Genomic DNA, 20967 nt, shown 5'->3' with positions numbered 1-20967 from the left:
GATTTTAAATTAGGTCTATAATAAATAGTTTTATATCTTGCAATGTTTCAAAAAGGTTGAATAATATTACTTCTAGTCCAGGAAATACATTAATTAGTGGTGTTTTAAGTGTATCAACCAAGATTATTAAAGCGACAAAAGATATAATAAAAACTATCAAATAAGAAAATAATTTAGATTTTTTACCTTCTAACTTTTCAACTGTTTTTAAGTTTTCTTTTTCTATTTCAGCTTCAATTATTTTTTCTTGTTGTAAAGTTTTGCTAATATCCAGGTTTTTTTTTATTACCTGATTTTGTTCAGTGTTATTTATAGAAATATTATTATTTAAATTTAATGGAGCTTCACTTTCATTTTGTGGTTTGTAAAACCAAACTTTTTCACATGATCCACATTGCAGCTCACGTCCTTCATTGGGAATTAACGAACTATCAATTTTGAATTGTTTCTTTTCACATGGACAAGTAATAATCATGCTTCGTTATATAACAGATTTTACTCAAAATTCTTTTAATTTAGGCTTCTTTATACATTGAAATTATCAATAACTACTGTATTAGTACTTCGATCGGAGTGTAGCGCAGCCTGGTAGCGCATCTGGTTTGGGACCAGAGGGTCGCAGGTTCGAATCCTGCCACTCCGACCATCATTATGAAAAAAGCAATAATTTACATTCCTAATAAAAACCCAATGCAATCAGGTTTAGCTAAAAATGACAAATGGATATTAGAATTTAAAACTAAAGATCCAACAAAGAACCCATTGATGGGTTGGGAAAGTTCGTCGGATACTTATTCGGAATTAAAATTAGAATTTTCATCAAAAGAGCTTGCAATCAATTATGCAAAAAAAAAGAAAATAGAATTTGAATTAATTGAACCTAGAAAAAGAAAAACAGTAAAAAAATCTTACGCTGATAATTTTTTAAAATAAAAAATGTTTAGGTTTTTCACTCAAAAAAATTGGTTGCTATGGTCATGGATCGGTTCAGTGATAATTTTATCATCACTTTGGATACAAGTTAAAATTGATGTAAAAATTAATGAATGGTTTGGTCAGTTCTACGATATGATTCAAAAAGCCTTAGGCGCACCAAACTCTATTACTATAGAAGAGTATTGGGCAAGCTTATTATCTTTTATAACTTTAGCTGCTATGTACGTAGGTGTAGCAGTTGTTGTTAGTTTTTTTACTTCACACTATTTGTTCAGATGGAGAACTGCTATGGTAGAGTGGTATCATAGTGTGTATGATAAAGCTCGAAAGATAGAAGGGGCTGCACAAAGAGTTCAGGAAGATACCATTAAATTTTCAAGAATAATGGAGTCACTAGGAACAAGTTTAATTGAAGCTTTAATGATACTTGTTGAATTTATGCCAATTTTATTTGGTTTAAGTGTTGGAATTCCAATTTTTTTCTTTGGTGACTGGGATTATGGATTAATAATTGGTGCTTTAATTTGGTCGGTAGGTGGGACCATATTTTTGATTTTGCTTGGTTTAATTTTAAGGTTAGTAGGTGTTGAGTATGATCTCCAAAAAAAGGAAGCAGCTTATAGAAAAATTCTTGTAATTGCAGAAGATGATGAAACCATTCGTCCAAAAACTATTGAAGAATTATTTGATGGTGTAAGAAATATTCACTTCTTAAGTTATATCAGATACTTATATTTTAACATTGGTAGAATTGCATACTTACAAGCAAATGTATTATCAGCATATGTTTTTTTAGCACCAGCAATCGTAGCTGGAGCCGTTACACTTGGTGTAATGCAACAGATAATTAGAGCTTTTGGTAGAGTTGAAGGTTCTATGCAATATATATTAAAAGCTTGGCCAACTATAATTGAACTTGCAAGTGTTTATAAACGTTTAAGAGAATTTGAGTCAAAAATTTTACAGGAAGATTTAATTGATAAAAAAGCTTAATGGCCATTGATAAAAAATTTATTGATCAATTTGTTAAAGTAACTTCTAGAGCGGCAATTGCCTCATCATATTTTGTTGGAAAAAAAGATAAAATAGCAGCTGATAAAGCAGCTGTAGACTCTATGAGAAAAGAGTTAAACAATATGGATATAAAAGCTGAAATAGTAATAGGCGAGGGTGAGTTAGATGAAGCACCTATGTTGTACATTGGAGAAAAAATTGGAACTAAAAATGGTCCTGAGCTTGATATAGCTGTAGATCCATTGGAAGGAACTAATTTTGCAGCTAACAATCTCCCAGGCGCCTTATCAGTAATTGCAATTGCAGAAAAAGACAATCTATTTAAAGCTCCTGAAACTTACATGGAAAAAATTGCCACTAAAGTAAAAGAAAAAAATGTTGTGGATTTAGATTATTCAGTCAAAAAAAATATTTCTAATTTGAGCGAATACTTAAACAAAAAACCTGAAAATTTAACAGCATGTATTATGGATAGACCAAGACACAACAAAATTATTGCAGAATTAAAAGATTTAAAAGTTAAAATTAAATTTATTATTGATGGAGATGTTTCTGGAGCGTTATTAGTAACTGATGAAAAATATTCTGTTGACATTTTTTTGGGAACTGGAGGAGGACCTGAAGGTGTTTTAGCAGCTGCAGCATTAGATACTTTTGATTGTAGTTTTCAAGGTAGATTTTTATTTAAAACAGATAAAGACAAGGAGAGAGCTAAAGAAATGGGAATTAGTGATCTTACAAAAAAATATGATTTAAATGAAATTGTAAAAGGTGACTCTATTTTTTGTGCAACCGGTATTACCTCCGGTGATTTGGTTTCAGGCATAAAAATTGAAAAAGATAAATTTATTTCAGAGACTTTAGTGACACATAAACACTCAAACCTTAAAAAGGTTGTAAAATTAAATCAAAAATTATTACGATAAGCTTGATTAATCGTCTTTTTTACAATAAAAAGCAGCAATTTGGTCCCTTCGTCTATCGGTTAGGACACGTGGTTTTCATCCTCGAAAGAGGGGTTCGATTCCCCTAGGGACCGCCATTATTTAGATAACCTCTCATGGTTTATTACGTATATTTCATTAAAACTCTAAATACCTACAGAAATAAAACGTACGTTGGATATACTAATAATTTAAACAAAAGATTAGATAAGCATAATTCAAATTTAGGTGCTAAGTCTACTAAAGGCTACAAATGGGAAATTATTTACAAAAAAAAATTTTATTCAAAATCAAAAGCACTTTCATTTGAATATAGGTTAAAAAAGGATAGAAAAGAAAGATTGAGATTATTATATGAATATAAAAAAAAATCTTAATATAGCAACTATCTTACCTTATAAAGAAAACTATACATTTGACAAAGCATCAGCTGCTTCTCTTTGGGTTTCTGAATTTTTTAAAAAATCAAAATATAAAAAAAACAATATTATTTATGGTCACACGAAATCAAAAAATTATTTAAGTAAAAATTATAAAAATATAAATTTAAAAAATATAAATACAAAATTAAAAAGTACTACTTATGAATATGCGGAAAAATTAAGAAAAGAAATTAATAATAATAATTTTGATATCATAGAAATTCACAATAGGCCACTGTTACTATTTAAATTGACAAATAAAGTTAAAAGTAAATTTATTTTTTATTTTCATAATGATCCTATATCTATGAAGGGATCAAAATCAGTCAAAGAAAGATTAAAAATACTAGATAATGTTGAAAAAATTATATTTGTCAGTGAATGGGTTAGAGGAAGATTTTTTTTAAATATAGATCAAAAATTACAAACTAAAACTGAAGTTGTTTATCCAAGTGTCAATAAACAAAAAAAAGCTAAGAAAGAAAAAAACATAATTTTTGTGGGAAGATTAAATTATTCTAAAGGATATGATATTTTTAAGGATGCGGTAACAAGAATACTAGAAAAATATCCCAAGTGGAGTGCATATTCAATAGGGGATGAAGATAGAAGAAGCATTTATGTTAATCACCCAAGACACAAAGAGCTTGGATTTCTTGATCATAAAAAAACTTTAAATATTTTAAATAGATCTGAAATTGCAGTTGCTCCATCCAGATGGGAGGAGCCTTTTGGAAGAACATCATTAGAAGCTACATCTAGAGGATGCGCCACAATAATTAGTAACAAAGGCGGTTTAAAAGAAACCACTAACTCTGCTATTATTTTAAAAAAACTTGATTCAAATGAACTTTACTTTGAGATTAAAAAATTAATAACAAATTATAAAAAAAGAAAAATTATACAATCTTTAGGTAGAAAAAATATTAAACATTTAATAAGCAAAAATACAAAAATAATAGATCAAATACGTGAAAGCTGTGTTCCTTTTTTTAACATTAATTTTAATAGGAAAAAATTAAAGATAATAAATTTATACAACCAGGGTCAAAAACTTAATCATAGACTATATAATATTTCATTAGGTAAAAAATTTACAAATGGTTTTGTAAGAAATGGTCATGATGTTCTTGAAATTAGTGATAGAGACTTCTTAAGGAACAATAAATCTTTTAGTTTAATCCCTAACAGAAACAATTTTCAAACTTTCTTGATTGATACTTTCAAAAATTACAACCCAGATCTTGTTTTTTTTGGACATACTAAAAATATAGATCTCAATACCCTCGATGCTTTAAAATCTAATAATAAAAATCTTATTTTGTCACAGTGGAACGAAGATCCACTAATGCCTAGTCTCAATTATTCAAAACAAAATATTGAAAATATTAAACTATATTCAGATTTTGTAGATCATAACTTTATAACAACAGATCCATCAATTTTAAAAAAAAATATAAATAATAATAACTTTAATTTTTTCTTTGTACCTGTGGATAAAAATATAGAAACTTTTGAAGTTTATAAAATGAAACCTAAAAAAGATTTATTTTATGCAATGAGTCATGGGGTTAATCGAGCCACGCTTAAAGAAGGTGTAGAAGATGATAGAATTTACTTCCTAAATAAATTGGTTAAAAAAATTTCTAATATAAAATATGATTTTTATGGATTTGCAAACAAACAGCCTATATGGGGTAATCAATTTAACAATGCATTAATTAATTCAAAAATGGGTCTTAATTTAAGCAGAGGTAAACCAACAAAGTATTACTCAAGTAATAGAATAGCATCAATTATGGGTAATGGATTACTTACATTTATAGATGAAAAAGTAATGATGAATGATTTTTTTAATAAGAATGAAATAATTTTTTATAAAAATATAATTGATTTATCAGACAAAATTAAATTTTATTCCAGAAATGATAGATTAAGACAGAAAATTGCTAAAAATGGTAAAAAAAAATATTTCAAACTTTTTAACGAAAAAAGAATTGCTAAACACATAATTGATATATCTTTAGGTAAATTAAGTTCTTTATTTTAAATGTTTTCAATAATAATTCCTTCGTTTAATAACTTTGAGTACTTAAAATTATGTGTAAATAGTATAAAAAAAAATTCTAAATTTAATCATCAGATAATTTTACATATAAATGAAGGATCAGATGGAAGTTTGGATTATGTTAAAGAAAATAATATAGAGCACACTTATTCAAAAAAAAATATTGGTTTATGTTCAGCAGCAAATTTAGCAGCAAAAAAAGCGATTACTGATTATATAATTTATTCACACGATGATATGTATTTTTGTCCTGAATGGGATGAAATATTATTTAACGAAATAAATAAAACAAAAACAAACTTGTACTATTTTTCAGGTACAATGATAGATCCTAATGGTGGACATATTAGATTTGATTGTGGAGATAAAGTAGAAGATTTTAATGAAGAAAAATTATTAAACAATTATAAAAAACTTAATTATTTTGATTATCAAGGATCGAATTGGGCCCCACATTTAATACGAAAAGAAATATGGGATGAAATAGGAGGATTCAGTGAAGAATTTAATCCTGGTTTTGCCTCTGATCCTGATCTTAACATGAAGTTATGGAATAAAGGAGTAAGAATATTTAAAGGTTTGTCAAAATTAAAAGTTTATCATTTTGGATCAATTTCATTAAGAAAAAAAAGTGGGCTTATAAGAAATAAAGGTTCTAGACAATTTTTAAAAAAATGGGGAATCACTATAAGTTTTTTTAAAAAATATTATTTAAGATCAAATACAGAATATTTTGATGAATTAGATGAACCAAATAAAAATTTTTATTTTTATAAAGATCTATTGTTTTGTAAAATCCAAAAATTTTTTTTATTTTTATTTAGAAAATGAAAATTTGCTTTTTAGACAATGTAAATATTTCTTATACTTCTGAGGATATATATTCAAATAAGCTTCGTGGAGCTGAAAATGTTCTCATTAATTTATCAAGAGAGTTCTCTAAATTAAATCATGATGTAACAATTTTTAATAATTGCAAAATAAATAGTAAAATTGATAATGTTAATTGGATAAATTTAAATAGTGTTAATGAAAAACCACATTTTGATTTAGCAATTAGCAATAATGATATCAAATTATTTGATAAAATTATCGCAACAAAAAAAATAGCAATATCTCACAGTATTCAATCTATAGAAAAGTTCGTTAGAAAAGGTCAACTTATTTCATATTTGAAGCACAAACCAAAAATTGTTTTATTAGGAAAATATCATAAATCTAATCGCAATATGTTATTAAGATTTTTTGGTTCATTTACAATCTCATGGGCTGTAGACGATATTTTTTTAAATTCTCAAATTCAGAGTCAGGTATTAAATAACCAAGCTATTTTTACCTCATATCCAGATAGAAATTTGAATTTATTAATCAATATTTGGAAAAACAAAATTTTTGCAAAGAATAAAAATAAAAAACTATTAATTACTCCTGTTAAAGAAAATTATGAAAATTATAATATTTTTAATAGAGTATTTGGTGAAAAAGAAAAATTAATAGATGATATTTTAAATTCTAGAATTTATTTAATTCCTGGTCATAAAGCTGAATTATATTGTATTGCAGCTGAAGAAGCTAGAGAACTATGCGTTCCTATAATCACACTCGGTATCGGTAGTTTAAGTGAAAGAGTTCAACATTATAAAACAGGTTTTGTTGCAAAAAACTCTAACGAATTTGCGGATTATACAACAGCTTTATTTGATGACCATAAATTATGGTCTGATATAAGAAAAAACCTTATTAATTTAAGAGGGTTAAAAAAATGGAAAAATACAGCTATTGAATTTTTAAATAACATAAATGATTAGATTTAATAAATTTTTTGAGAGGATATCTAGACTATTTAATTTTATGATTTCTAATAATCATAAATTGAACCATAAGTATCAAAATAAAAATCAAGTTACAAATACTGAAATTATATTAAATTTACTTAAAAATAAAAACTTTAAACCAAAGATTATAGTTGATATTGGTTGTGGCTATGGTCAATGGACCAAGAAAATTATAAAGTATTATCCTAATGCTGATTATTTTCTTTTTGACGCTGATATAAACAATTTACATAAGTTAGAGAGTTTAAAAAAAAAATACAATAATTTACAATTTAAAATTTGTCTTTTATCTAATGATAATGCTAATTATACATTTTATAACATGGGTTATGGTTCTTCAATTTTTGAAGAACAAACAAATCATAAAAGATTAATTCAAGAAATTAAGTCAACAACTTTAATCCAAGAACTTCCATCTATTATTAAAAATCACAGTAATAATCTTATTAAACTAGACGTTCAGGGTGCTGAACTTAAAGTTCTTGATGGTTTAAAAGAATATATAAATTTTTTCGAAATTATTATTTTGGAAGTTTCTTTACATAATTATAATAAAGAAGCTCCATTATTTAATGAAATTATGACCTATATGGATAATAAAAACTATAAGCTATATGATATATTTGATTTAAAAAGACTAGGTGAAATAAATTCATTTTTAATACAATTTGATTGTGTGTTTGTAAAAAAAGATTCTAATTTATTTAATGTTAAATTTTAATTTTATTTAAAGCATTATCTTTAAACAAATTCGCTTCTCTAATATATCTTCTAACCATCTGCGTTGTTTTATGACCTGTCATAGCCATTATACTTCTTTCGTCTGCTCCTGATGAAGCAGCTACTGTTGCAAAACCAGATCTTAAACTATGTCCTGCAAAATTTTTACTATCAATACCTGCTAAATTTAAATATTCTTTAATTAATAAAGCAACTGACTGATCTGTTAGCCTTTTGTTTGTTATAGTCAAACCTTTAGAAAATCTTCTAAAAATAGGCCCTGATTTAATTTTTGAAACTTCTAACCATTTTCTTAAATTAAGTACTGGACAATAAATTTCATTAGTGAAGTAGGGCAGTCCCTTGGTCATACCTTCACCAAATTGATCCGTTTTTGACCTTTTAATATTAATTTTAAGCCCCTCAGGTACAAATTCCAAATCTTCATAATCAATGGAAATGAGCTCTGTTCGTCTGAAACCACCTCCAAACCCTATTAAGATAATTGATTTGTCTCTTAACTTTTTAAAATCATGAATCTTTTGTTGATTAATAACATTAATTATTAATTTTAAATGATTGATTAATAATGGTTTTTTACCTATTTGTTTGCTTCCTTTTATCCTTCTTATCCCCATTAAATTCTCAACTATGATTGGATGTTTTGTATCTAAATAATAACCTTTCAGCTTATGAACCATGCTTATTGATACCAGCCGTCGTCTTAAAGTGCTTATTTTTGAGTTTTTAGAGAGATGGGTAAGATATAATGAAACTATTTTTGGTTCAGTTGGCAATGAATTTAAACCATGTTTTGAGCAGAAAGCTCCAAAGTCTTTATAGTCAGAATTGTATGCTCTTAAGGTATTATTTGCCTTAGAACTTTTAAGGTTATTTAAGGTTGCCTCATGAAGTGATTTTAGGTCTGTAGTTAACTCAGTCATATAATTACTATTGATAACAATTAATTATCATTAGTAATATATTAGGAGTATTCTAATGTCAAATAAAATAATTAATCATTTATGATGACAATTAGTAATATTGAGAAAAAACATGGATGAAATAAGATTAAAAAATGGGCATAAATGGTGTAATTGAACCAATATATTTTTTAATAACTTCAATTGGTTTCGTAATATTAAGCTTTATTCAAAATAAAAAAACTGGAAAAACTCTAGAAACGATCTATTTGTCTATTTTAGCTGTTTTCTTTATAGTTTGCTTTGTTATTTTAAATTTTTATTGAGTTCATATTGATTGATATTCTAAGCATTTTAATTGCAGGCATATTTTCTTGCATCATTTTAGATATTTTGGGTTATTTATTAAAAAAAATAGGTATTCCAGAACCCTCTTGGGGCATTGTAGGTAGATGGACCTATTATATGATAAAAAATGGTACTTTTTTTAACCCAACAATTATTGAAAAACCTGAATTTAAATATGAAGTATTACTTGGATGGGTTTTTCATTACTTTATATCAATATCTTGGGCAGTTATTTATTATATTATCTTTATTTATGGTGGAATTAAAATGTCTTATTTTTCAGGGCTTATTTTTGGAGCAATAACAACTTTAGCTCCACTTTTGGTATTTTTACCTTTCACAGGACAAGATATTTTTGCAAGAAATACTGATAAAACAATTGAAACTTCTATTATTTTTCTTATTAGGCATTCATTATATGGGGTAGCTATGTATGAAGGTTTTAGATGGTTTACAATTTAATAAATTAATAATTACAATATTTTATTTAATACTATTAATGTAAATGATAAGAAAAATTAAAAGAAAAGATAAGGAAAATTGGATAAAATTATATTGTGGGTATGCTGGATTTTATAAAGTTCCTATGAAACAAGAGGTTTTAGATACTTTATGGAGTTGGATACACAATGAAAATCATGTTGTTAATGGAATATGTTACGAATTAGACGATAAAATCGTTGGAATAGCTCACTATAGAACAATGCCAAGACCAATTAAAGGTAAATATATTTGTTTTTTAGATGATTTATTTGTAGATGAAAATTTTAGAGGACAAAAAATAGCTCAAAAACTTATAAAATACCTAGAATCTTTATCTAAAGAAAATAATTGGGAAGGAATACGATGGATAACCCACTCTTCCAATGAGACAGCAAAAAAATTATATGATAAGATTGCTAAAAATACAGGATTTGAATTATATGAAATTAAAAGGGACTAAATTTCAGATAAAAGTTTGGAATTACTTGAAAAAAATACCTAGAGGAGAAGTCAGAACCTACCTTCAGGTGGCAAAAGCTATCGGAAAGCCAAAAGCTCATAGAGCAGTAGCAAATGCAGTTGGGAAAAACCCATATCCTCCAAAAATACCTTGTCATAGGGTAATTAGGACTGATGGGTCGCTCGGAGGATACTCAGGAAAAGGTGGAATTAAGACCAAACTACGTTTACTTAGATCTGAAAAAGTGGACATTTAAGGTAAAAAAAGCGTTGAAAATAAAGACTTTTAGACGATTTTCATAAATAATCATGCAAATAGCACCATTCACCCTTCAGTTGTACTACATATCTAAATATAACTAAATAAGTACCCTCTATGGGCGATTAAAGAGCATATTCTATTACTGCAATGCTCTACTATTCAATGAAATCAACCCTTTTTTAATGTCTTAAATTTGCTTTATTTTAAAGGTTTTTTATGTTACCTGATCTTCAATTTTTGCTTAAAAAATTTACTTTAGAATTTTATTAGTAAAAAACTGTTGGAATTAAACACTTCTAGCAATTTATATTATTTTTCAACGCTTTAACTAAAATTAGTTTTTTTTCTAAATCAATGTGGTCCAAAAAAGCTATTAATATTAATGATTTTAATTAAAAAACCAAAATATTACTCGACTTCAACAAATATTAATGCATTTTAATTATATTTATATATAAATAATTTATTCAATAATTACAATAATTTATTTGTATATATTAATGTAAAACATTAATAATTAGTACACAAATAAATACTATTAATTACTCCTTTTTAAAATGTATTCTCTTCGTGTTATATAGAGACCACTTAAGACAATTATAAAAAGACCTAAATAAGTCCAATTATCTGGTAATTCATGAAAGAAATAATAGCTAATTAATATGTTTGTTATGATTTCTGTATAGCCCAAAGGAGCTAATTTCGAAGCATCAGCATATTTGAGTGATAAAATTAAGAAAAGATGGGCTACAGAGGCTATAAGGCCGATTAAAGCCATTAAAATCCAATGATTTGTAGTCGGATTTACCCATACAGAAGGCATAAATAGGCTAATAATGACCGTTCCTATTAAACCTGAAAGCAAAAGCGTTAAAAGAGGGTTATCTGAAGTGCTAAGTTTTCTTGTTATAATAAGGTAAAATCCATAACAAATTCCATTACCTAAAGCAGCTAAAGTAGCTAGATTAAGTTCAATAAATCCAGGTCTAATAACAATCAAAGTACCAACAAACCCTAACGATACAGCAGTCCATCTTTTCACCCCTACTTTCTCATTTAAAAAAAATGGAGATAAAGCTGTGACACAAATTGGTGCTACAAATGCTAAAGTTAAAGCTTTAGGGAGTGAAATTTCAGAAATCGCATAAAAGAATAAATACGTAGAAAAAACAAATATCAAACCTCTTATTAGTTGAAGAGCCGGTTTTTTAGTCCAAACTAATGACTGTCTATAAAATATAAGCATTAAAGACAGAGTAAAAACTACGGTAAAAAAATATCTAGCCCATGTTATTTGTAAAACATCCATTGATGAGCTTAAATATTTAGCAAACGCATCCATAACAGGGACAATCATCCAAGCAGACGCATTTAAAATTATAGCCTTCACAGCTGAAAGATATATCTTAATAGAAGTATTTTAAAGCAAAGAATACAATTATTGGAACTGTAATAAATGACATTAATGTAGAAACAACAATTGTGCTAGCAATGTTATCGACTATTTCCTTTGGTGAGTACATTGATCCAATTAAATAATTTAAAATAGCGCTTGGCATAGAAGATTGAATTAAAATTACACCTGCACCAAATCCAGAAAGATCGAAAAAAATTACAATTAAAAAACCAATTATGGGTCCAATGATTACTCTTCCAATAGAGGCAATTATTGAATTGGTGAAAGAAAAAACTTTTAATTTTGTTAATGCAATTCCTAAAGACATTAATATTAAAACAATTGCTGTATATGTTAACAATTCAGTTAAATTAATAATTGCTTTAGGCATCTCCAATTCAAAATAAATAAAAGTAACTGAAAATATAATTGCGTAAAAAGGTGGATTTTTAATTAAAATATTAAAGTCAAATTTTCTGTCGGCTAGAAACACTCCCAATGTAAAGTGAAGTAAAATTATAAGCGAAGATATTGATGCAGCTATTCCTAAACCTTGTGAACCATAAGCAAAAAGACAAATAGGAATACCCATATTTCCATTATTAGGAAGAAGAAAAACTGGGATTTCTCTAATGATATCTTTAGTTTTTAATAGATATAAAATAATTATGCCTGTTAAACCAAAACCAGCAATAGCAATTAAATAATAAATAAAATAACTGGTATATTGTTCAAATGTTATACCTGTAGAAGTAATAGAATATATAACCATTGCAGGCGTACCAACATTTGAGGCAAAAGTAGTTATAAAGGAATTATCGAAATCTGGTTTTTTCTTACCAAGATAATATCCAATCCCAACAACAAAAAATACAGGAAATAATACTTCAATAAGTTTGAAATATATTTCCATTAATCAAGCAATCTAATTAACGTAGGTGATTTTAAGATATTCTTATTTTTTTTAAATATAGATAAACAGCTATTACAATTTAATTCTGTGGTTTTATGAGTAACTATAACGATTGTAGCTTTATTATTTTTTTTATCTGGAGTTTGAATTAATCTTTTTACAGAAATTTTATATTTAGCTAAACGATTGGTTATTTGAGATAAAACGCCTGGTTTATCTTTAACTTCAAATCTTAAATATAGAGAATTAACATAATTATTTACGTTGTAAGTCTTTAAAGTTTTAAGCTTATTTACACTTACACCAAATGGCTTTTTGATATTTCCTCTTAAAATAGATAATAAGTCAGATAATAAAGATGATGAAGTAGGACCTGGTCCAGCACCCTCCCCTTGTAACAAACTTTCTCCTACTGGCTTGCCATTAAGGATCACAGCATTCATTACTCCATTTACATTACCAATATAGGATTTTTTACTTACAAGACATGGATGAACAGTTTCAAAAAGTTGGTTATTTTTGAGTTCAGAGATACCCAGTAGTTTAATTCTTAAATCTAATTGATTTGCAATTTTAATATCTTTTAAATCAATCTTTTCTATTCCTTCCATTAAACATTTTTTATTAGATATTTTACTATTAAAAGCTAAAGCAGATAAAATTCTTACTTTTGCAAATGCATCAAAACCACTTAAATCTAATTTAGGATTACCTGGTTCTGCATAACCAAGCAATTGAGCTTTTTTCAAAACATCTACAAAATTTTGCTCAGAATTTTCCATCTCTGATAATATATAATTTGAAGTACCATTTAAAATTCCATAAACTTTAGATAATTTATTAGTAGCTAATCCTTCTTTAATAGATCTCAATATCGGTATCCCACCAGCAACAGATGCTTCGAATTCTAAATTTACATTATTTTTTTCAGCTAGTTTTGCTAAATTGTTTCCATGTTTTGAAATTAAAGCTTTATTTGGAGTAATTACATGAATTTTATTCTTTAAAGCAGTTTCAACTAATTTTTTAGAAACCCCATCAGATTGTCCAATTACTTCAAATAATATATCAACTTTTTCTTTTTTAAAAATTTCAAAAGGGTTTTTATAAAAAATTTTTCTATTAATTTTATATTTTCTTTTTTTATTTATATTTTTTGCAGAAATAGCTACTACGTTAATTCTTTTGCCTGTTTTAAGTTCAATATCTTTTTTTTTAACAATTAATTCATTAAATAAATAATTACCTACTTGACCAAGTCCAACAACTGCAACATTCACTATATTTTTCATTTGCTTATATCTGGATATTTACTTTTTTTAGTATAGTCAGCTATATAAATCTCATATTCTTCTAATGTCATTTTTGTTATATCGTCTGACTTTTTAAGTATTTCAGTTATTTTTTTTTGATTTTTTTTATTTTCAGCAGGATGTTCTGTCCAATACTGAGAATCTTTATTTAAAGAGCAATTACATAAAAAAATTAGAAAAATAATTAAAAAATATTTCATTTTAAAGCAGTTCTTTCAGGAAAATTAAATTTATTATTTAAATTTTGAACAGCCTGACCTGCTCCACCTTTGATTAAATTGTCTATTGCAGAAATAATAACTATTTTGTTTTTATATTTTGATTTAAACACTGTGATAAAACAATTGTTTGTATTGATAACATCATTTGTGCTCAAGAGTTTATCAGAGTTTAATATTTTAACGAAATTTTCTCCTTTATAAAACATCTTAAGTGTTTTGATAATTTTTGATTGATTAACATTTTTATCTAAATCTAAATAAATTGTACTCAATATACCTCTAAACATTGGAGATAAATGTGGAGTAAAACTAAATTGAAAATTTTTATTTGTAAATTTGCCTAAAAATTGATGAATTTCAGAATTATGTCTATGAAAACCGACACCATAAGCACTTAAAGACTCGTATAAATTCTTATCTTTATATTTTTTATGAACTCCTCTACCCGCACCAGAATATCCAGATTTTGAATCAATAATTATATTGTCTAATTTAACTAATTTTTTTTTAATTAGCGGAACAAGAGGTAATAATATTGATGTTGGATAACATCCTGGACATGAAATAATATTGTGATTTTTTAATTCATCACGATTTATTTCAGGTAAACAATAAATGCTTTTTTTCTGTAGTTTTGGAGCTCTATGTTTTTGTTTGTACCATTTTAAATAATCATTAGCTTTTTTTAATCTAAAATCTGCTGCTAAATCAATTAGAGTAATATTATCATTAAGTTTTTTTGCTATATCTTGAGCTTCACCATTTGGTAGAGCTGTAAAGACTACATCAATATCATTTAACAATTTAGGATTAAATTTTACGATTTTAGGTAATTTTTTTTTTGAAAGAGATTTATCATAATAAGAAATATTTTTTCCAACAGACGAATTTCCACATAGATATTTAATATTAATATATTTGTGGTTAATTAATAACTTGATTAATTGAACACCAATATATCCTGTAGATCCGGCAACTAATGCATTAAGCTTAGGCATTTTTTATTATAGCAGTTTAAATTGTAAAAAAAATTATCTTTTAGAAAACTGGAAGCTTCTTCTAGCTTTTCTTCTACCAGGTTTTTTTCTCTCAACAGCTCTAGAGTCTCTGGTTGTGAGCTTTTCAGTTTTCAATGTTGTTTTTAAATTTTCATCAAAGAGAACCAAAGCTTTAGAAATACCATGAACCATTGCTCCAGCTTGACCTGTAGGTCCACCACCTTTCACGCTACATCTAACATCATAATCTGTAGCTTGATTTATAATCTCAAAAGGTCTTGTAATTTGCATTTTGTGAATTTCATCAGCAAAATATTCATTATATAATTTGCCATTTACATAAATTTTACCAGAACCTTTTTTTAACCAAACTTTCGCTATTGAAGTTTTTCTTCTACCTGTCGCGTACTTACTATCTTTAAAATCTAACTTTAATTTTGGAGTTTTTGTGTTTGATTGTACGTTTTCCATATTAGTTTCTTGCAATGTTTTTATTGTTTAGTTTATCTAATTCAATAACTTTTGGATTTTGTGCAGCATGAGGATGTTCACTTCCTGAATAAATTTTTAATTTTGTTAATTGTTTTCTACCCAAAACACCACCTGGTAACATTCTTTTAACTGCTAGTTTCAAAGTTTCTCCAGGTTTTTTTTCATGAAGTTTTTCTGGTGTAGTAACTTTAATTCCACCAGGATGTCCTGTATGTCTATAGTACTTTTTATTTTGAAACTTCTTACCAGTAAATTTTGCTTGTTCGATATTTTTTACTACAACAAAATCTCCATCATCCATGTGAGGTGTATAAGTAGTCTTATTTTTACCTCTAATAATATTAGATACAACGGTTGCTAATCTTCCGACAACTGCATTTTTTGCATCTATCTCATACCAAGATGATGTAACTTGATCTTTTTTTGTGAATTTTGTCATTGTGCGAGGATTAATACTATTAAATTATTCAAAGTCAATTTTATATTTAGCTTGTAAAACATAACTAATATGCTATTTATCTCTTGCCGATTTGATCCTATTGCGGGCATAAAACTGCTAAAATGGAATTTTCATTAAATTTTAAATCGGTAGGCATTTGAACTGTATTGTGCGCCTTGCATAAAGCAAAAGCACTAAAAAAGGAGTAAAAATGAGTACAAAAAGAAATAATCCAGAAACTATTGCGATACATGGTGGAGATTACAGAAGTGATCCAGCTACAAATTCTGTAGCTGTTCCAATTTATAGAACAACCTCGTATCAATTTAATAACACTGAACATGCAGCTAATTTATTTGCGTTAAAAGAGTTTGGAAACATCTATACACGAATAATGAATCCAACAAATGACGTGTTGGAAAAAAGAATCGCTGCTCTTGAGAGTGGACTTGCGAGTTTGACTGTAGCGTCTGGACAAACCGCTTCTACTTTTGCAATATTAAACGTTGCTCAAGCCGGAGACAATATTGTTAGTTCAACAGATCTATATGGCGGAACAGTTTCTTTATTTACACATACTTTAAGCAAGCTTGGTATAGAAGTAAGATATGCAGATCCTTCAGATCCAAAAAACTTTGAAAAAGCAATAGACGATAAAACTAGAGCTTTTTATGGAGAAACATTACCAAACCCATATTTAAGAGTTTTTCCAATTAAAGAAGTTTCAGATATTGGTAGAAAATATAACATTCCATTGATCTTAGATAACACTGCTGCTCCTGTAATTTGTAAACCAATTGAACATGGTGCTGCTGTGGTTGTTTATTCTTTAACAAAATATATAGCAGGTCATGGAACAGTGGTTGGGGGCGCGCTAGTAGATGGTGGAAATTTTGATTGGACAGCAGATCCAAAAAGACAGCCACTATTTAATGAACCTGATGCAAGTTATGGTGGTGTTGTTTGGGGTAAAGCAGTGCCTGAATTGACAGGTGCAAATGTTGCTTTTGCAGTAAGAGCAAGAGTGACCTTGCTAAGAGATTTAGGATCAGCACTTTCTCCAGATAATGCATTTGGCGTCATACAAGGACTTGAAACAGTTGCTTTAAGAATGAAACAACACTGTGATAATGCTGCAAAAGTGGTTGAGTACTTAAAAAATCATAAAGCTGTTGAGAGAGTAATTTATTCCACTGAACATAATGAAGAGATATCAAGTCGAGCAAAAAAATATCTTAAAAATGGTAATGGTGCTTTAGTTGGTATTGAATTAGCTGGTGGTATCGAGGCTGGTAAAAAGTTCATTGAGGCTTTAAAAATGTTTTATCACGTTGCAAATATAGGTGATGCTAGAAGTTTAGCAATACACCCAGCAACAACTACTCATAGCCAATTAAATGAGGATGAATTAGCTGCTTCAGGTGTAACGCCAGGATATGTTAGACTTTGTATTGGTTTAGAACATATTGATGATATCATTGATGATTTAGATCAAGCTTTAGACAAATCATCAAAAGGTAATTTAAAAGCAGTTAGTTAATTTTATTTATATGTCTACAAATAGAAATTAATTAATCTCTCTTTTGTATTTTGAGATAAATATAAAATACAAAGTTGAAAGTATTATCAAAATAGAATTTATCTGGTGTAAAGATGCAAATAACATTTTTACTCCAGATAAAATAGTTATCACTCCAAGAAAAATTTGAAATGCCAAAGTCAAACCAATTACTGTGATAGGTTTGTATAATTTTTTGTTTCCAGTATTAATTACCTTAAAGAGGATTAAGGCATAAATGACTATAATTAAGTATGCTAAATTTCTATGTATAAATTGAACAATAGAGGGATTATCAAAAACTTTTAAATTCAAAAACTCTTTAAAACTACTATCATCAGGAAAATAATTAACACCCATCAATGGCCAAGTGTTATAAATTTTACCAGCATCCATACCAGATACAAAAGCGCCTATAATTAGTTGCAAAAATAATAAAACTAAAAAAATTTTTACTATAAAAAGATTAATAGAATCATTTTGATTTGAAGAGGATGATAATTTTAAAAATTGCCAATATACAATTGATAAAATGATAAAAGCTGTTACCAAATGTATTGCTAGTCTATAATGACTAACATCAATTCTTTCAACTAATCCACTTGATACCATGTACCAGCCTAAAAATCCTTGAAAACAAACCAGTAAAAAAATAAGTCCATATTTTTTTATAATCCAAACTCCTTGTTTTAATGAAAAATAAACCATTGGGAGTAATACGGTTAAACCAATTATTCTCCCTAACTGCCTGTGTCCCCACTCCCACCAGAATATTATTTTGAATTCATCAAGAGTCATATTGAAGTTTTGTTGGCTGTATTCAGGAATTGTTTTATATAAACTAAAATATTCTAACCATTTATCATTTGTAAAAGGAGGAAAAAAACCAACAAATAATTCCCAAGTAGTAATTGATAAACCGGAGTCAGTTAATCTAGTCAAGCCTCCAACCAAAATTATTAAAGAAACTAAAACTAATAATGATAACATCCACAATTTAAGTTGATTATTTAAATGATTATTCTCACTGTACATGCTCAGATAAATATAATAATTATTAAGTATTCCAATAAATTAAATGTCGCCAAATAATAAAAAAAAACTAGATTTAATAAGAGTCAAGCTAGATAAATTAGATAATAAACTGTTATCACTTATAAAATATAGAACAAAGCTAGTTGAGGAAGTTTTAAAGCTCAAAGAATTTAAAAAAGAAATCGTAGATAAGAAAAGAATTAATTTTATTTTAAAAAAAATTAAAGCAAAATCCTTAAAACAAGGCATAGATCCAAAAATAACTAATCGTATTTGGAAAAATATGATTTGGTCTTATATTGATTACGAAAGAAGAAATTTTAAAAAAAAATAGTTTATTTACTATGTGGTGGAAGCTTTTTCTCCACAAACATTTCGTGTTTTCTGGTATCAGGATTGTATTTTTTTGCAGATAATTTTACTTTAGCTTTTTCGCCACCAGCGGGTTTTTTTACATAATAAAAGTAAGGACTATCTGGTTTAGCTTCAGGTACCATTCTAACTTTTACGTGTGTTTTTTTTGCCATTTACTTTAGTGTTTTTATAATTTTTGATATTTTAGTTAACTTAATTTTTAATTTTTCAGCTTTTATAGATTTATCTGCCATTTCGTCAAGCTTTAAAGTATCTACATTATCAAGGATCTTTTTAACTCCATTAATTGTCATACCTTGATCTTTAAGCAAATATTTAATCTTCTTAAGAAGATCTATATTTTTTTCATCATAATATCTTCTATTAGAATTAAGAATTTTTGGCTTGATTTGTTTAAACTGTGTTTCCCAAAATCTTATTATGTGAGTAGGCAAAGAACCTCTTTTATTGACTTTTAAGTCTAAAATTTTAGCAACTTCACCAATAGTTTTATAAGCCTGATCAGCTTTATCCATAATCTTTAAGATTTATAAACTCTTTAAATTCTTTTGAAGGTTTAAACAAAACAACATCCCTACTAGTTATTATTTTAGTTTCCTTAGTTTTTGGGTTTCTACCAATTCTACTTTTTTTTTGTCTAATAGAAAAAGTTCCAAATTTAGATAATTTTAGCTTTTTCTCAGATTTAATGTTGGAAACAATTGTTGATAAAAAATCATCAATTAAATTTTCTGAAATCTGTTTAGAAAAACCTAGTTGCATATAAACTAAATTAACTAAATCTTTTTTAGTTAAATTTATTCTCATTTAAAGAATCTGTTTAATCTTTTCTATCAAATTACCTTTAACAATTCTATGGCAAACATCTAATGAGTTAGCAAAGCCAACGTAATCAGTACCACCATGACTTTTTACCACTGGAGAGTCTAATCCTATAAAAATTGCACCATTGTAAAGTCTTGGATCTAATCTTTTTTTAAATTTTCTTAGATTTGCAATATTTAAAAGTGAAGAAAACTTACCTATCCAATTTCCAGTCATCGCTTTTTTTAATTCACTTGTAATAAAATTTGCAGTTCCCTCTGCTGTTTTTAATGCTACATTTCCTGTAAATCCATCTGATACAATTACATCAACTTCACCATCCATTATGTGATTACCCTCGATATATCCTGAAAAATTAAAATTTTCAGATTTTTTGTCATTAAGAATTTGATATGTTTCTTTTATTACTTCATTACCCTTTAATTCTTCTGAACCAATGTTCAATAAAGCAACATTGGCCATTTCATTTGGATATAACGAGTTATAAAGTGCAGCTCCCATCGAAGAAAAATCACTTAGGTTTTTTGCACTGCATTCAATATTGGCCCCAAGATCTAGTACAACGCTCATGCCTTTTTTATTTGGCCACAACGCAGATAGAGCTGGTTTATCTATATTTTCAATCATTTTTAAATTCAATTTTGATACAACTAATAGAGCGCCAGTATTACCAGCAGATATAACTATATCAGCATGCTTTTCTTTAACACTTTGAATAGCAAGCCACATACTTGTGTCTTTTCCTCTTTTTGCACCTTCTAAAGGACTGTCCGTACTTTTAATTGCATTCTCTGTATGAAAAATTTCATAGAACTCTTTATTAATTTTATTTTCAATTAATGGAGAAATTTTATTTTTATCTCCAAATATTTTGTAAAAAATGTTTTTATTTGATTGATGGTTGTAAACAATACCATCTATAACTTTTTTTGGTGAACCATCACCTCCCATTGCATCAACTGCAATTTTAATTTTTTCTGACATTTAG

General features: G+C 27.3%; 27 protein-coding genes, 2 tRNA genes and 1 riboswitch. Of the genes, 15 read left to right on the top strand and 14 right to left on the bottom strand.

Going from position 1 to position 20967, the window contains the following annotated elements:
- Positions 1 to 4 precede the first annotated feature (4 nt).
- Positions 5 to 475 carry a zinc-ribbon domain-containing protein gene (locus tag ACTTA6_RS02490; RefSeq protein WP_440614363.1) on the bottom strand — a complete coding sequence of 157 codons (471 nt, stop codon included), beginning with the start codon at positions 473 to 475 and terminating at the stop codon, positions 5 to 7.
- Between the two features lie 94 nt (positions 476 to 569).
- On the opposite strand from ACTTA6_RS02490, the gene ACTTA6_RS02485 reads away from it, so the two are divergent.
- The 10 genes from ACTTA6_RS02485 to ACTTA6_RS02440 all read left to right on the top strand — a co-directional run bounded on the left by ACTTA6_RS02485 (position 570) and on the right by ACTTA6_RS02440 (position 7940).
- Positions 570 to 646, top strand: a tRNA-Pro gene (locus tag ACTTA6_RS02485).
- 5 nt (positions 647 to 651) lie between these two features.
- Positions 652 to 933 carry an ETC complex I subunit gene (locus tag ACTTA6_RS02480; protein WP_440614362.1) on the top strand — a complete coding sequence of 94 codons (282 nt, stop codon included), beginning with the start codon at positions 652 to 654 and terminating at the stop codon, positions 931 to 933.
- A 3-nt stretch (positions 934 to 936) separates the two neighbouring features.
- Entirely contained in the window at positions 937 to 1929 is a 993-nt protein-coding gene (locus ACTTA6_RS02475) for a putative transporter (RefSeq protein ID WP_440614361.1), read from the top strand.
- Positions 1929 to 2876, top strand: coding sequence for a class II fructose-bisphosphatase (gene glpX / locus ACTTA6_RS02470; RefSeq protein WP_440614360.1), 948 nt, complete (start codon positions 1929 to 1931; stop codon positions 2874 to 2876). The genes ACTTA6_RS02475 and glpX overlap by 1 nt, the downstream gene beginning before the upstream one ends.
- A 41-nt stretch (positions 2877 to 2917) precedes the next feature.
- Positions 2918 to 2992: transfer RNA gene (locus ACTTA6_RS02465), tRNA-Glu, on the top strand.
- Between the two features lie 18 nt (positions 2993 to 3010).
- Complete coding sequence (locus tag ACTTA6_RS02460) at positions 3011 to 3271, top strand: GIY-YIG nuclease family protein (protein WP_440614359.1); 261 nt, start codon at positions 3011 to 3013, stop codon at positions 3269 to 3271.
- Entirely contained in the window at positions 3249 to 5366 is a 2118-nt protein-coding gene (locus ACTTA6_RS02455; RefSeq protein ID WP_440680378.1) for a glycosyltransferase, read from the top strand. Before ACTTA6_RS02460 ends, ACTTA6_RS02455 begins: the two co-directional genes overlap by 23 nt.
- Positions 5367 to 6215, top strand: coding sequence for a glycosyltransferase family 2 protein (locus tag ACTTA6_RS02450; RefSeq protein WP_440614357.1), 849 nt, complete (start codon positions 5367 to 5369; stop codon positions 6213 to 6215).
- Positions 6212 to 7192 (top strand): glycosyltransferase, encoded by a 981-nt coding sequence (locus tag ACTTA6_RS02445; RefSeq protein ID WP_440614356.1) that lies wholly within the window; start codon positions 6212 to 6214, stop codon positions 7190 to 7192. The genes ACTTA6_RS02450 and ACTTA6_RS02445 overlap by 4 nt, the downstream gene beginning before the upstream one ends.
- A 43-nt stretch (positions 7193 to 7235) precedes the next feature.
- Entirely contained in the window at positions 7236 to 7940 is a 705-nt protein-coding gene (locus ACTTA6_RS02440) for an FkbM family methyltransferase (RefSeq protein WP_440680377.1), read from the top strand.
- Here the strand turns inward: ACTTA6_RS02440 and ACTTA6_RS02435 are convergent.
- Entirely contained in the window at positions 7930 to 8883 is a 954-nt protein-coding gene (locus ACTTA6_RS02435) for a site-specific integrase (RefSeq protein ID WP_440614354.1), read from the bottom strand. The two genes, ACTTA6_RS02440 and ACTTA6_RS02435, sit on opposite strands and share 11 nt — an antisense overlap.
- 312 nt (positions 8884 to 9195) lie before the next feature.
- On the opposite strand from ACTTA6_RS02435, the gene ACTTA6_RS02430 reads away from it, so the two are divergent.
- From ACTTA6_RS02430 to ACTTA6_RS02420, 3 genes are read left to right on the top strand one after another with little or no spacing between them, the layout of a single operon-like run.
- Positions 9196 to 9672 (top strand): DUF2938 family protein, encoded by a 477-nt coding sequence (locus ACTTA6_RS02430; RefSeq protein WP_440614353.1) that lies wholly within the window; start codon positions 9196 to 9198, stop codon positions 9670 to 9672.
- Positions 9673 to 9715: 43 nt separating this feature from the next.
- On the top strand, positions 9716 to 10153 hold the full coding sequence (locus tag ACTTA6_RS02425) for an N-acetyltransferase family protein (RefSeq protein WP_440614352.1): 438 nt from the start codon (positions 9716 to 9718) through the stop codon (positions 10151 to 10153).
- Positions 10134 to 10409 (top strand): methylated-DNA--[protein]-cysteine S-methyltransferase, encoded by a 276-nt coding sequence (locus ACTTA6_RS02420; RefSeq protein ID WP_440614351.1) that lies wholly within the window; start codon positions 10134 to 10136, stop codon positions 10407 to 10409. The genes ACTTA6_RS02425 and ACTTA6_RS02420 overlap by 20 nt, the downstream gene beginning before the upstream one ends.
- 543 nt (positions 10410 to 10952) lie before the next feature.
- On the opposite strand, the gene ACTTA6_RS02415 is transcribed toward ACTTA6_RS02420, so the two are convergent.
- From ACTTA6_RS02415 to rplM, 7 genes are read right to left on the bottom strand one after another with little or no spacing between them, the layout of a single operon-like run.
- Complete coding sequence (locus tag ACTTA6_RS02415) at positions 10953 to 11804, bottom strand: DMT family transporter (RefSeq protein WP_440614350.1); 852 nt, start codon at positions 11802 to 11804, stop codon at positions 10953 to 10955.
- 16 nt (positions 11805 to 11820) lie between these two features.
- A complete protein-coding gene (locus tag ACTTA6_RS02410) occupies positions 11821 to 12723 on the bottom strand; it encodes an AEC family transporter (RefSeq protein WP_440614349.1) in 903 nt (300 codons plus the stop codon).
- Complete coding sequence (locus ACTTA6_RS02405) at positions 12723 to 14015, bottom strand: homoserine dehydrogenase (RefSeq protein WP_440614348.1); 1293 nt, start codon at positions 14013 to 14015, stop codon at positions 12723 to 12725. The genes ACTTA6_RS02410 and ACTTA6_RS02405 overlap by 1 nt, the downstream gene beginning before the upstream one ends.
- Positions 14012 to 14236 carry a hypothetical protein gene (locus ACTTA6_RS02400; protein ID WP_440614347.1) on the bottom strand — a complete coding sequence of 75 codons (225 nt, stop codon included), beginning with the start codon at positions 14234 to 14236 and terminating at the stop codon, positions 14012 to 14014. The genes ACTTA6_RS02405 and ACTTA6_RS02400 overlap by 4 nt, the downstream gene beginning before the upstream one ends.
- Complete coding sequence (gene argC, locus ACTTA6_RS02395) at positions 14233 to 15255, bottom strand: N-acetyl-gamma-glutamyl-phosphate reductase (RefSeq protein WP_440614346.1); 1023 nt, start codon at positions 15253 to 15255, stop codon at positions 14233 to 14235. The genes ACTTA6_RS02400 and argC overlap by 4 nt, the downstream gene beginning before the upstream one ends.
- 33 nt (positions 15256 to 15288) lie before the next feature.
- A complete protein-coding gene (rpsI, locus tag ACTTA6_RS02390) occupies positions 15289 to 15726 on the bottom strand; it encodes a 30S ribosomal protein S9 (protein WP_440614345.1) in 438 nt (145 codons plus the stop codon).
- A 1-nt stretch (position 15727) separates the two neighbouring features.
- Entirely contained in the window at positions 15728 to 16186 is a 459-nt protein-coding gene (gene rplM / locus ACTTA6_RS02385) for a 50S ribosomal protein L13 (protein ID WP_440614344.1), read from the bottom strand.
- A 142-nt stretch (positions 16187 to 16328) separates the two neighbouring features.
- A riboswitch (SAM riboswitch) is annotated at positions 16329 to 16395 on the top strand.
- Positions 16396 to 16397: 2 nt separating this feature from the next.
- Here rplM and ACTTA6_RS02380 point away from each other — a divergent pair.
- Positions 16398 to 17726 (top strand): O-acetylhomoserine aminocarboxypropyltransferase/cysteine synthase family protein, encoded by a 1329-nt coding sequence (locus tag ACTTA6_RS02380; RefSeq protein WP_440614343.1) that lies wholly within the window; start codon positions 16398 to 16400, stop codon positions 17724 to 17726.
- Positions 17727 to 17753: 27 nt separating this feature from the next.
- Here ACTTA6_RS02380 and ACTTA6_RS02375 read toward each other — a convergent pair whose 3' ends face one another.
- A complete protein-coding gene (locus tag ACTTA6_RS02375) occupies positions 17754 to 18734 on the bottom strand; it encodes a COX15/CtaA family protein (protein ID WP_440614342.1) in 981 nt (326 codons plus the stop codon).
- A gap of 88 nt (positions 18735 to 18822) precedes the next feature.
- Here ACTTA6_RS02375 and ACTTA6_RS02370 point away from each other — a divergent pair, with 88 nt between their 5' ends.
- Positions 18823 to 19113 (top strand): chorismate mutase, encoded by a 291-nt coding sequence (locus ACTTA6_RS02370; RefSeq protein WP_075506733.1) that lies wholly within the window; start codon positions 18823 to 18825, stop codon positions 19111 to 19113.
- 1 nt (position 19114) lies between these two features.
- Here the strand turns inward: ACTTA6_RS02370 and ACTTA6_RS02365 are convergent, their stop codons facing one another.
- The 4 genes from ACTTA6_RS02365 to plsX are packed head-to-tail and all read right to left on the bottom strand — an operon-like array spanning position 19115 to position 20963.
- Complete coding sequence (locus ACTTA6_RS02365; RefSeq protein WP_023853780.1) at positions 19115 to 19306, bottom strand: 50S ribosomal protein L33; 192 nt, start codon at positions 19304 to 19306, stop codon at positions 19115 to 19117.
- On the bottom strand, positions 19307 to 19669 hold the full coding sequence (locus tag ACTTA6_RS02360; RefSeq protein WP_440614341.1) for a MerR family transcriptional regulator: 363 nt from the start codon (positions 19667 to 19669) through the stop codon (positions 19307 to 19309).
- Entirely contained in the window at positions 19662 to 19961 is a 300-nt protein-coding gene (locus ACTTA6_RS02355; RefSeq protein WP_440614340.1) for an HU family DNA-binding protein, read from the bottom strand. The genes ACTTA6_RS02360 and ACTTA6_RS02355 overlap by 8 nt, the downstream gene beginning before the upstream one ends.
- The gene (gene plsX / locus ACTTA6_RS02350) at positions 19962 to 20963 is read right to left on the bottom strand and encodes a phosphate acyltransferase PlsX (RefSeq protein WP_440614339.1); all 1002 of its coding nucleotides are present in this window, start codon (positions 20961 to 20963) and stop codon (positions 19962 to 19964) included. It abuts the gene before it with no gap.
- Positions 20964 to 20967: the final 4 nt, after the last annotated feature.

Source organism: Candidatus Pelagibacter sp. HIMB1636 (assembly GCF_052047675.1).
Taxonomy (GTDB): Bacteria; Pseudomonadota; Alphaproteobacteria; order Pelagibacterales; family Pelagibacteraceae; genus Pelagibacter.
Note: the sequence above shows the minus strand (reverse complement) of the source record. Positions and strands in the feature narration are given on the sequence as shown.